This window comes from Lewinella sp. (assembly GCF_050633125.1).
Classification (GTDB): domain Bacteria; phylum Bacteroidota; class Bacteroidia; order Chitinophagales; family Saprospiraceae; genus Lewinella.
Window position 1 is genome coordinate 148,591 of record NZ_JBOEFX010000008.1, and the last position, 12,234, is coordinate 160,824.

General features: G+C 43.7%; 11 protein-coding genes. 5 read left to right on the plus strand and 6 right to left on the minus strand.

The annotated features are described in order from the left end of the window. Positions 1-51: 51 nt before the first annotated feature. Together ACRBG0_RS01920 and ACRBG0_RS01925 are read left to right on the plus strand one after the other, a co-directional pair. A complete protein-coding gene (locus tag ACRBG0_RS01920; RefSeq protein ID WP_431485241.1) occupies positions 52-468 on the plus strand; it encodes a DUF1330 domain-containing protein in 417 nt (138 codons plus the stop codon). Positions 469-494: 26 nt separating this feature from the next. Beyond that, on the plus strand, positions 495-947 hold the full coding sequence (locus tag ACRBG0_RS01925) for a 3-oxoacyl-ACP synthase (RefSeq protein ID WP_431485242.1): 453 nt from the start codon (positions 495-497) through the stop codon (positions 945-947). Positions 948-1,011: 64 nt separating this feature from the next. Here ACRBG0_RS01925 and ACRBG0_RS01930 read toward each other — a convergent pair whose 3' ends face one another. The 5 genes from ACRBG0_RS01930 to ACRBG0_RS01950 all read right to left on the minus strand — a co-directional run bounded on the left by ACRBG0_RS01930 (position 1,012) and on the right by ACRBG0_RS01950 (position 6,178). Beyond that, complete coding sequence (locus ACRBG0_RS01930; RefSeq protein ID WP_431485243.1) at positions 1,012-2,442, minus strand: T9SS type A sorting domain-containing protein; 1,431 nt, start codon at positions 2,440-2,442, stop codon at positions 1,012-1,014. Next, on the minus strand, positions 2,442-2,729 hold the full coding sequence (locus ACRBG0_RS01935; RefSeq protein WP_431485244.1) for an HNH endonuclease: 288 nt from the start codon (positions 2,727-2,729) through the stop codon (positions 2,442-2,444). Before ACRBG0_RS01935 ends, ACRBG0_RS01930 begins: the two co-directional genes overlap by 1 nt. A gap of 166 nt (positions 2,730-2,895) precedes the next feature. Beyond that, positions 2,896-4,539, minus strand: coding sequence for a serine hydrolase domain-containing protein (locus ACRBG0_RS01940; protein WP_431485245.1), 1,644 nt, complete (start codon positions 4,537-4,539; stop codon positions 2,896-2,898). A gap of 62 nt (positions 4,540-4,601) precedes the next feature. Next, positions 4,602-5,387, minus strand: coding sequence for a hypothetical protein (locus ACRBG0_RS01945; protein ID WP_431485246.1), 786 nt, complete (start codon positions 5,385-5,387; stop codon positions 4,602-4,604). A 95-nt stretch (positions 5,388-5,482) separates the two neighbouring features. Then, complete coding sequence (locus ACRBG0_RS01950) at positions 5,483-6,178, minus strand: DUF2334 domain-containing protein (RefSeq protein ID WP_431485247.1); 696 nt, start codon at positions 6,176-6,178, stop codon at positions 5,483-5,485. A gap of 247 nt (positions 6,179-6,425) precedes the next feature. Between ACRBG0_RS01950 and ACRBG0_RS01955 the strand changes: the two genes are divergently transcribed. From ACRBG0_RS01955 to ACRBG0_RS01965, 3 genes are all read left to right on the plus strand, one after another. After that, a complete protein-coding gene (locus ACRBG0_RS01955; RefSeq protein WP_431485248.1) occupies positions 6,426-7,211 on the plus strand; it encodes a DUF1295 domain-containing protein in 786 nt (261 codons plus the stop codon). A 245-nt stretch (positions 7,212-7,456) separates the two neighbouring features. Then, positions 7,457-9,553 (plus strand): T9SS type A sorting domain-containing protein, encoded by a 2,097-nt coding sequence (locus ACRBG0_RS01960; protein WP_431485249.1) that lies wholly within the window; start codon positions 7,457-7,459, stop codon positions 9,551-9,553. A 497-nt stretch (positions 9,554-10,050) separates the two neighbouring features. Continuing rightward, positions 10,051-11,685, plus strand: a complete 1,635-nt coding sequence (locus tag ACRBG0_RS01965) for an ABC-F family ATP-binding cassette domain-containing protein (protein ID WP_431485250.1) — start codon at positions 10,051-10,053, stop codon at positions 11,683-11,685. A gap of 122 nt (positions 11,686-11,807) precedes the next feature. On the opposite strand, the gene ACRBG0_RS01970 is transcribed toward ACRBG0_RS01965, so the two are convergent. Then, on the minus strand, positions 11,808-12,234 hold a 427-nt coding region (locus ACRBG0_RS01970; protein ID WP_431485251.1), incomplete at its 5' end, for a hypothetical protein.

Below are 12,234 nucleotides of genomic sequence, written 5' to 3' on the forward strand. Positions count from 1 at the left end.
GCATCTATTTTTGTGCTTAAGGTGTTTTCTTTTTTAATAATAAAAAGAAAAATGCCAGAACACACCTATCTCGATGCCACCCAAACGGCGGGGCAAGCCTTTTATCAGCAATACCATAACCAGGGAGAAGTCGTCATGCTCAACCTTCTAAAATTTAGGGAAGTTGCAGATTACTCGGCGAGCCCTGAATTGGCACCAGCTACTATGGTTTCCGGTGAGGAAGCTTACCAGCGTTACATGAAGCATACTACGCCCTTTTTGCAAGAAGCGGGAGGGGAATTGTTGTACTCAGGTAAAGGTGGTTCCTTCCTGATTGGCCCTGAGGGCGAAGGCTGGGATATGGTGCTCCTGGTCAAGCATCGGAGTGCAGAAGCTTTCATCGGTTTTGCTCGTAATGAAGGTTATCTCAAAGGGATTGGCCACAGAACGGCAGCTCTGGCGGATTCCCGTTTGTTGCCTATGAAATAACCTGTTTTCGTACTAGATCACCATTTATGCTTTCGCTTAAACAAACGCTTTACCAAACCTGTCTAGCTACCCTGGCTACCAAGATGATCGATCTGCAAGAGGCGCTCGATTCCATTGATGAATCGAAGCAGAACGAAACCAAAAGCAGTGCCGGAGATAAATACGAGACGGGCCGCGCCATGATGCAAATGGAAGCCGACAAAATTACAGCCCAGTTGGAGCTAGCGAAGCAAACGCAAAGCCAACTCCAGCAAATCGGCATAGACCAAAGCTCCGATCATATCCAAAAAGGCAGCCTTGTGGTTACTGACCAGCGAACGTATTTTCTGGCCGTAAGCCTGGGCAGGGTTGTTGTCCTGAAGCAATCTTGTTTTTGTATTTCGCCAGCCGCGCCCATTGGGCAGTTGCTATTGGGAAAAACAGCAGGGGAGGAGATTGTCTTTAATGGCCGGAAGGAAAGAGTATTGGAGGTTTATTGAGCAGAGGAAGTGCCTTGTTTTAGTGTATGTGCATTCCCGAATGCGATGGTTGAAAAAGCGCCCGTTAACGACTAGATTTGATCACCTTTTTCACCACCGCCTCTTTCCCATCTATGACGATCTTAAGAAAATAAAGTTGATCAGGGAGTTCCGATAAATCGATTTCCAAGGTAGGCCCTGCTTTTAAGGATTCTTGCCTGATGAGCTTGCCTCTGGTGTCTACTATCGCAACACTTGACAACGATGCTGATTCAGCATGAATAACAACGACACCCTCCGTTGGATTTGGGAAAATCTCTAGGTTACCTATGGTGCTTACTTCCTGGTTGTCTACAATTACCTCCTCACTGGGTATACTGACGCGTGACAAGTAGATATCATAAGTATTGTCTTCCTCACATTTAAAATGCCCCGTTATGGTGAACCCAAAGCGGTCCATTTCCTTGACGATATCCATAGCGGAATATTGGAAAGAAGAGAACGGAAATTCATAATACCATTCTTCTCTCCCTTGCTCGTCGAGTTTTATAATCATGGGATAAAACCTGCGGGTGAAACTTTCGACTTTAGCGGTGTTACCAAAAAGATAGAACCCATTAGTTGCACCAATGACGGAATGCAGGTTGCCATTTCTAGTGAATGGAATATCATCGTAATCTCTGCTCCAAAGTTCTTCGCCTAGTGAAGAGAAAGCCTTGCTGTGCCAATATTCATTTTGATTAGGATGGTAGATGATATTGCCTGCAAACACAAGGCGGTCGTCGTTTTCATTGTGATGGATTCTGTTTATACCAAGACCAGAAAGCTCGTAAGCGAGAGAAGTTTCCCCTAAAAAAGAAAATTCACTATCAAGCCGAATAAGATCCAGTGAGGTGGTGAGAATGATCCAATTGCCTGCTTGATCTTGATAGAAATATCGAATAGGATCACCGGGGTAGCCCATAGCTTCTTCGAAGCTGAATAAACGTTCTTCATTTCCCAGAGCATCTATACGGATCAGTTCGTCTCTTACGGCAATGACGGCAAAGCCACCTCCTGTAATCGTATTCGTAGCAATATCGGTATCATAATAGCTGTCTAAATCGTAAGACTTTTCCTGTAGTAGCTCACCGGTATTACTGTATAGCAGGAAGAAAGGACGAACATCAATACCTTGTTGGTAGAAAACCTCTTTGCCAGTCACCAAATAGACTTCAGCAAAAGCATAAATCCTTAAATGGATAGGCTGATGCTTTGCTATTTTGCGACTCCATTCCAATTGCCGGGAAATATCAAATTTCTCCAAATAAACGGTATCAATGATGTCTGGTTGGCCAGGATCGGCCTCACTGGCTACCAGGTAGGTGCCGTCATCTAATCTCAAAATATCCTGCGGATGATCCTGGGTAGCAGGTTTAAAGACACATTCGGGAGTGGGCTGTCCTGTGAGCAGATTGCTGCCTAGTAAAAGCACCAGTAAGTAAATTGCCTTCCCGTTTTTAATTAGCGCGTTCATTACCTCTTGAATTTCTTATTCTTCTGATAAAAGTTGATGCCCTTCTTGGCGACCCAACGTATGAATTTACGCATTTCTTCGTGCTCTGTCAGTTTTTCTACGGTATGGAACTCGTCCCGGAGTTCTTTTTCTGTAAAGACCGAGTGGATCTTTTGGTGACAAATGTTGTGGAGTAAAACCGTATCGGTATGCTTTCCTCCTCTGGATTTCGGGATGAGGTGGTGTTTAGAAATGCGCTTGCTGTTTCCCAGCGGTCTTTGGCAAATCAGGCAGTGTCGGTCGTCCATTACAAAGTACGTGTGGTAGTTTTTTGAAATCGACTATCTCAACGTTTTTTTGTAGAAAAAGAGTTCCTTTAGCAGCAGACGCTTAGCTTTAGCCTGTTGCTGAACCCAGTAAAGGACTAAGGTCAAGCTAATCGGTCGTTTCAATGCCACTTATACAAGGCTGGCATTAGTTTATTCGGCTAAAGAATATTTCTTTTACGGTACCCTCTGAAGCAACTTCAAAGGAGATCACTTTCCCTTCGTTATTTCTATGAAATGAGTACTTGGTTCTTCTATTGGCACCGAAAGTATCTGTAACCCCTTCTTTAATGGTAATGTTTTCATTATTAGGATAACTCAAAACTAGCTTGTTGTTTTCAATTGATATGAAATAAGTAACGTCCAATTCATCAGCGTAATAACTGCCGATATAATCAACCAAGTTTTGATTTGGATTTAACTCAAGCGTAATTCTTTCAAAATAGAAGCCAGCGCCACCAAAATCAACATATAAGTCAATATCCGATTTTTCATTTGGGTGAAATGTATATACAATTGAAGGGTTATCAATTCTGGCCAATGAATTGACACCTGTAGAAATCAATGGCGTGGCATCTCGCCCAAAACTACTGATTGCTTTCAGTGTATCATTTTCAACGAAAACCTTCATTGTTAAATCACTATTTAATTCTTGGTACGCCCCCTCAAATTCCCTAAGTTGTTTTACGGAATGGCTAAATTGATTTTCCTTTTGTTCGATACTTTCTCCTTCTAAAAACAAATCCAGAATTTGATAAGAAATATTCACGGCATTGATGTGCTCCGAATTTGTAAAAACGATTATTGCTAGGTTTTTATCCGGAATACAAATAAACTGAGAACGCATCCCTAAATCTCTTCCACTGTGATTGTATGAAGTATAGCCTTTGTAGGGTGCAACAAACATCCCTCTTGCGTGCTTCATTAATTCGCCATTATTCAAAGTATCGAGTTCCGTGATAAATTCTTTTAAGTAGTGAAATTTATGATTCGGATTTAAAAACACATCAGACCATTTGGCTAAATCTTCGATGGTACTTCCCATACCCCCGGCTCCAACACATAGGGTTAAGGACTTTGGTTGTTGATACGTTTCATTGTTTTTGTAATAGGAATACGCTCGATTTTCTATAACCTCTTCTAGGTTACTTCTATAAAAGGTATGTGTCATTTCCAATGGGGCAAATAATTCCTGCTGTGAAAACTCATGTATTTTTCTACCCGATACTCGTTCAATAATTAATTTCAGAAGCACATAATTTGTATTGGAATACAGTACTTTTTCGCCGGGTATGTTATTGATTCCTTTCTGTTTAAACATAAGTTCCTGAATCATTTCATTCGTATACCCCTGATGTTTGTAATCAAACCCTTTTAAGTCGAGTAAAACGTTGTGATTTCTTATTCCACTAGTATGATTAAGCAAGTGTTTGATCCTGATCGTGTGTTCATAGCTTTTTAATTCGGGAATATACTTCCTTACATCATCATCGATAGATAGTTTTCCTTGCTTATCCAATACACCTATGCATGCTGATGTAAATTGTTTGGTAACAGAAGCCAGGTCAAAAACAGTTGAGTCATTGAAGGGAAGGTTGTATTCTAAATTCATACTTCCTTTGTTGCCTTGAAAGATTAACGCGCCATTTTTTACAACTCCTACGGTTAAACCAGGCTCATAATATGAATTGACATAGTCATCTAGGATTTTATTGATGGATTCATCTAAGTCACTTTGAGAGAGTACTGAAGTTCCAATAAGAATAGCAATAAGCAAAAGGTATACTTTCATTTTTTATTAGTTTGGTAGTGTCTTGAAACGTGCTTGCTGTTTCCTACCAAGCACTAAGTTATTTATTGCAGCTTGATTAAGGCCTTTTCTATTTTTTGATTAAGGCGTACTAGCTCTTCCGTATAGTCATCAGAATTTTCCTTGATTGCCTTTCTAAACAATTTAAATGTTTCGATTCGCAGGTTGCAATACTCCTTTAATAGCTCATTTCGTTGAATTAACTCAGCCGGTAAATGCGCTATTTGGTTGGTGGCTTCTATAATTGTTAGGTTTTCTTCGAACTTGGGAATAGCCCTATTGTCTAATTCTTGAAGAAGAGAATAAGGAGGACTTGTTTCGAGGTGATCATAAAACTCAAGAGCTTCCGACTCATTAGCCATAAAATCTTCCATCTGTAGGTCGTATTGATCATACGCAGGGTTGGATGTTTCGTACAACGTATATCCGAACACAGAACCGATAATGAGCAACATGCAAACAAAACCTATGCCCGCGGCTTTCCAATTCGACATGAATGCATAGTTATTATCCTTGTGCCGATTGAGAGCCTCTCCCTGGATTTTGTCCACAATGAAATAAATGATAGCTGTGTAAATGGCAGGTATAATTTGATTCGGAATTTTTGACATCAGTTCATCAGGAACCATAAATATGCCACCAAATAGTAGCACCGTAGCAATAATACCAATGATTAAAGCTGTTTTTCCATCGTCTTCTTTCCCTAATTCGATGTAGTTGTGACGAACCAATATACCCGCAGCGAGCGGGCCTCCTATAAATGTCGCGCCACCAATCGCGGCTTGAGAGTAAAGCTTTGTGTCTTGCTGATTATCATTTAGTTGTTCCATTGTAGCATTTTTTTTTGAGAGGCCTGGTATAATAAACATCAGAGAAAAGAGAACTGCTCGGTATCTTCATGAAGGTAGGTCGAATTAGCGTTTTTTCAAAACAGACGCTGCTTGAGGTAGTATTCATAAGGCGTTACAAATGTTACCCCCTCCTCCAGTAAAAAAAGGATGATTTTTTTAAATGTTTCAAGGCGATACTCTTCTTCTGCCCAACTTCGAGGGTGCCCTTGGATAACCAATATTGGTTCGTTTTTAAACTGTTCATAGCCTGCTTTGAATTGTTCGAAATCTGGTTGATGAACAGGGTACTCGATATTTACTTCTGCAATTCTGGGGAGAAGGAATTTGTCGGTGGAGCAATCTGTTTCCTTGTACATCCAAACTTTAAGGGCTGGGATTTCGGCCAAGGCGCTAGCAGTGTACTGGTCCGTTGAATTGTAGGGCGCGCCGAAGGAGCGGAGTGTAATGCCTAGTTTTTCCTGAGCGAGTTGTTGGGTTTTTAAGAGGCTCGTAGTTTGTGCAGCCAAATCTTCACCTCGGTATTCTCTAATTTCAAGCGTATCTACTTGATGGCGGCAATGACAAAAACCGTGGTGCCAGATTTCATAGCCCTCATCATGGCGCTCTTTTATCCAGTTGAAATAGGTAGCGTCGCCTTCCTCCAAAGAATTTCCTACAATACCTATAGTGCCTTTCACTTCCATACTGTCAAGAAAATCTACGACTTGTATCCAACCGGGGTGAACCAAGCCGTCTTCAAACCATAGGTCGTCTAATTTTAAAATAACCATTGGCTTTTCTGGAAGAGTCAGACTGTTTTTTGTAGTGTTACAATTGGCGAATAAGAGCATTATTGTTGCGACAATAAAAGCAGTTCGTATATACATAAGGCCTTCTTTTAAGAGTAAGGAGCAATATTTTTACGGAAGAAACATTTTTTTGTAGCGTATTCGGATACTACGGCCAATTTTTTTTTAAAAAGGATGATCTTTAATAGATTCATACTATTAGAGCACCTACCACACGTAAAAACAACAAATGCTCTCGAACCCCATCGTTTTAAGTCTTCTTATCTCTCTGATCATCAATGTTTTGGTGTTCATCGTTGCATATAGGTGCCAAACAGATAAGCTTACAGATCTTACGTATAGCGCTACTTTTTTGCTGATTACGCTTATATTTCTTTTATGGATTGGCGATACGAGCCACCCTTACCGCTTGCTTATTGCGGCAATGCCAGTCATTTGGGCTGTCCGATTAGGAAGCTACCTTTTCAAAAGAGTTTTAACGAAGGGAAAGGATCACCGTTTCGATGAAATGCGCCCGATATGGTGGCGATTTGGTAGCTTTTGGATTATTCAAGGGGTAAGCGTTTGGGTGATTCTGTTACCCGTGGTGGTGGCGCTAAGCGCTACGAAAGCGCAATTGGACGAGGCTTTTTTGTCGAGAAGTTTACCAATCGGAGTTGCTATTTTCTTCTTTGGTTTATTGATGGAGACCATTGCTGATGCCCAGAAGTTCAAGTTCAGAACCACACCAGGCAACGAGGGCAAGTTTATGGCAGAAGGCTTGTTTAGTGTCGTGCGTTTTCCCAATTACGCAGGAGAAATTTTGGTATGGTTGGGTGTTTTTATCGCTTGCATTCCGGCACTTGAAGGTTTAGAATGGGCCACTGTTATCAGCCCTGTCTGGATAACCGGCCTTCTCTTGGGGCTTAGTGGTATCCCGATGTTGGAAAAGTCGAATGAAGAAAAATACGGCCACCTGCCCTCGTTTCAACAGTATCGGGCGAGTACCGCGAAGCTAATTCCCGGTATCTATTAGTCCGTTTTTTATTGTTACAAATGCTATGTCCTTTTCTCTGAACCCAGGGTGTCCAACCTGATGGTCAAGGAGTGTGATGTTTTTGAGCCTGTATTTACGATCCGCATTCTAGCTCTATCCATGAATTCCAGTAGTTTTTACCTGCCGGAATTACCAGATACCCCCAGTTTTAGGGAAGTGTAACTTTGCGTAGGACACCTCAATGGTCATCCTTCAGTATTATACAATCACAAAACCCTATGCTTATGCGTTATCTTTACCTGCTATTCATTTTTAGTCTCATTACCGGCCCATTGTCGGCCCAAGTGCTCGTTGAGCCTCTCGCTCCTTTTGATTTTGCGACCAACTTCCGTGATGTCTACGTCGACGATAGTGGCAATGGCTGGGCCGTTGGTACTTGTAATGTACTGGCTCGCACAGCCAACAATGGTGATGATTGGGAATTCCTCGCTGCGCCAGAAGGGCTGGACTTTGACGTAGTCGCCTGTAAACCGGGGACTGACTGTCAGACCGTGTTTTTAGGCATCGATGGCTTCATATTTCGCAGTACTGACGGTGGCGATAACTGGACTTCTATCGAAGTTGCCTACAGTTCTGGCCGCGAATTTCATTTCCTTGAGGGGGATGTTATTATGCTTTCGCATAATGAATCAGGTTACTTGCGTAGTACCGATGGTGGCGATACCTGGACGGAAACAGTTCTGGATTTTTACTACCGAGATCGTCTACATTTTCCAACGCCCACTACTGGATACCTTTTTCAGCAGGGCGGACCATTGCTGAAAAGTACAGATGCTGGTATGACATGGGATTCGATCTACCAATTTGAAACAAGCGCCTATTATGGCTCTTGGGTTACAGAAGATGTTGGCTTTATGTACGACCAGAGCCGGCAGCTACATAAGTCTACCGATGGCGGAAGCAATTGGACCTTGGTGACGGATACCGGAGTGCCAAGCAATATTCGCTATATGGAAGCGCTTTCCGAAACGCATCTGGTCGCCCACGTTTTCCCTGGTAATATTTTTAGCTCTATGGACGGAGGAGTAACCTGGTCGCATAACGCAGACGTTGGTGCTGATCAGTTTGGACTTCGTTTTCAGGGTATACATCGCCTGGGTAACAGCTTCTGGGTCTCAAGTTGGGGAACAGAAATTTTATATTCTACAGATGGGCTGGAAACCGCAACGAGCCAGTTTCCTGCTCCACGGCCTAGCCTCGAAAAAGTGGCTTTTCCAACGGATGAAGTAGGCTATGCTCTACAGGAACGGTACGGTATGATGAAAACCACTGATGGCGGCAATACCTGGACTCAAATCACCAATGATTTCTACACTGTTAGTCGCGACTTCCTGGTGTTGGATGAGCAAACCGTCATTATTCCTTACAACAGTTCCGGTCCACAAATAACAGAAGATGGCGGAGATACCTGGTCGCCGCTTTTTCCGGAAGATATACAAGACACTACTTACGTATTCAATATTGAGCAGTTGCCTGGTGGGCGGCTCTATCTTTATGGCTCTGTACATGGTGCTTATTCCGACGATGGTGGTGAAACCTGGGAGGTAATCTATCATGGGCTGGGTGGTTTCCCTCGTACCATGTTGTTTTTAGATGACCAAAACGGCTTTGTAGGCTCCGATGGCGGCCGGATCAACGCTACAACAGACGGTGGCCAAACCTGGACGCAAATTATAGACGGCGACTTTTCGACACAGCCCATAGCCAATTTATTTGCATTGAACAGTACCACCATCATGAATACCGTCAGCGGCACAACCCGCTGTTCTTCCGATGGTGGCCTTACTTGGAGTACCGATGCTTGTGGCGGTGTAACAGCCCCCGGAGAAGTTATTGAAGGCCCCGATGGTACCTACTATTCTGGCCGTCTTTTCCCATCTCAGGATGATTTGTTGACCAACCTCCAACGTTCTTTGGATGGTGGCCTTACCTGGGAGTCGATTGCCGGATTCTGTACCTATGCCATCCCTGGTGCAGTAACGCCAAACAACCGTTACCTCTACGTTTACCAGTCGGCAGGCTTCCTCGGGCGCGTAGATTTAGATGCTATCGTAAGCACCGAAACGCCAGTAGCAGACATTACTGCAGCGAAGGTTTATCCCAATCCTACCAGTGGCTTGCTACAGGTAGATTTGCCAGAACAGGCAAGCACTGCACACCTGAGCCTTTACAACTTACAAGGCCAGTTGGTCCAGCAGCAAGCAGCTGATTCAAATACAGCAACCATGGATTTATCCAATTTACCAGCTGGTATGTACCTGCTCCGCGTGCAAGGCAAAGGCTGGTTGCAAAGCGCCCGCGTGATGGTGAGTAACCGTTAGATTTGTTTGGGCCATGCCAGTAGTAGCGTAGCGTTACAATGGAAACGCCCCTACGGCACCGGGCTATTTATGAAAAATGTAGAGACGCGATGTATCGCGTCTCTACATTTTTCATATACTATATCTCGCCCTCACTCCGGTTATGCCTACGTTTTTCGCCTTGCGAGTCTAAAAACAGTGGCGTTAGATTCTCATAAATCCTATAGTGGCAGACTATAGGTTTGTCAAAACGATGAGGAGGAACGACAACCCTGAGGAACGCAGTGACGATAACCGCAGCTGCAGCTAATCCTAAATACCAAGACCTTGTACTGTGATACTTGCCTAGGTATTTGTTGCCTTTTATTTGCACAAACCAAGCAAGCCTTACACTCCTACCCTTAGGTGCCTTAAGTGGTTCAAAAAACACCTAGCCTATTCAAGGAAACTTCCATAAAAACACTTACCTTTGCGCCCTCAAAATCAAGGGATTGCCCTTGGTGGAAACCTCAAGAAGCATGATCACAGTAAGCGATTTGGCGCTCCAGTATGGTAAGCGTGTTTTATTTAAGGATGTAGACATCAAGTTTAACCAGGGCAATTGTTATGGTGTTATCGGTGCCAATGGTGCTGGTAAGTCTACGTTTTTGAAGATCCTTTCCGGCGAAATTGATGCCAATCGCGGGCACATTGCCTTCGAACCTGGCAACAGAATGGCCGTTTTGAAGCAGGATCACTTTGCTTACGAAAACGAGCAAGTCCTCAATGTCGTCATCATGGGGCACAAGGAAATGTACGATATCATGCAAGAGAAGGATGCTATCTACATGAACCCCGATGCTACTGAAGCGGAAGGTATGAAGGCGGCTGAACTGGAGAATCGCTTTGGTGAGATGGGCGGCTGGAACGCAGAAAGCGACGCAGCCGAACTGCTCAGTAACATGGGCATCAAGGAAGACCTACACTACCAGAATATGTCGGACCTGAGTGGGTCGGAAAAGGTGAAGGTACTGCTGGCACAAGCCCTTTTTGGCAACCCGGATATGCTTCTCCTCGATGAGCCTACCAACGACCTGGACGCCAATACCATCACCTGGCTTGCTGACTTCTTAGCCGATTTCAAGAACATGGTGATCGTCGTTTCTCACGACCGTTACTTCCTGGATATGGTGTGTACCCACATTGTGGACATCGATTACCAAAAGGTCAACATCTACACCGGTAACTACACCTTCTGGTACGAATCCAGTAAGCTGAAAGCGGCTCAGATTGCCAATAAGAACAAAAAGACCGAGACCAAGCGTCAGGAAATGATGGAGTTTATCCAGCGTTTCTCGGCCAACGCGTCCAAGTCGCGCCAAGCCACTTCACGTAAGAAGGCACTGGAAAAACTCAACATGGAGGACATCAAGCCTTCCAGTCGTAAATATCCATTTATCAGCTTCCAGTCAGAACGGGAGCCCGGTGACCAAATTCTACGGGTTGATAACCTTAGCAAGAAAGACGAGAATGGCGACTTGCTTTTCAGCAATGTTTCCTTTACGATAAATCAAGGCGAAAAGATTGCGCTTCTGGGACATGATAGCTCCGCAATCACCACTTTGTACGAAATTTTGGCAGGCGAACTAGAGCCAGACAGTGGCATTATCGAATATGGTCAGACCATTACTACTTCGTATGTGCCCAACGAAAACCAGCGCTACTTTGCCGGTGATCAAGACCTTGATTTGATCAACTGGCTGCGCCAGTATTCTGAAAATAAAGAGGAGCAATTTATCCGTGGTTTCCTGGGCCGGATGCTTTTCTCTGGCGAGGAAGTTTACAAAAAATCCAGCGTATTATCTGGTGGTGAAAAGGTGCGCTGCATGATGTCGAAGGCCATGTTGGCTCACCCCAATTTCGTCCTCCTCGACGAACCCACCAATCACCTTGACCTGGAATCGATCACTGCCCTCAACGAAGCCATGCGCGACTTCAAAGGCAACATGATCTTCACCTCTCATGACCACCAGCTAACGCAAACGGTAGCCAACCGCATTATCGAAATCACCCCCCACGGCATCATCGACAGCCTCATGGATTTTGATGATTACCTCAAGTCAGAAAATGCCCAGGAGCAGCGCGAGAAGCTATTGGGTAAAGCAATGGCGTAAGGCGTATGAGGTTTCACCACATAGGCATGTAAGTAAAGAAAACTATGTGTCTATGTGGTAAAAAAACGCATCACGCCCACTTTCTCACCACGACGTATAGCTTGACAAAAGGCTACTTCAGCTCAAGGTTTCTCACCATAAAAAGTTACAGTAACCTTGATTTCATTCTCAGCGCAATTGTCGCTTGTTGAAAAGAATTCGACCCCAAGGTCCTCACTATACCAATCTCCATCAAAAATAATTTCATTAACCCGCCCCTCTTTTAGTTGTATTGGCTGGTTATACCTTTTGGAGCCCTGTAAAATTTGTACCTGTCTGTCACAAGACAGATCTCCTTTGATGCTTACTTTAGCATGATAAACATAACGATCAGGCGAATGAAGGGTGATGATTTTCTCTTCATCTCCGAATGTAATCCTCGTTTTTGCGGTTTCTTGTTGTGAAAACAAAAGGATACTACCGGTTATTAGTACCAGTAAAAGGATGCCGATAAAAATCTTGCAAGCTAGGTTTAAAGTATTCATGATGGGCGGTGTGTCAGATGTAATG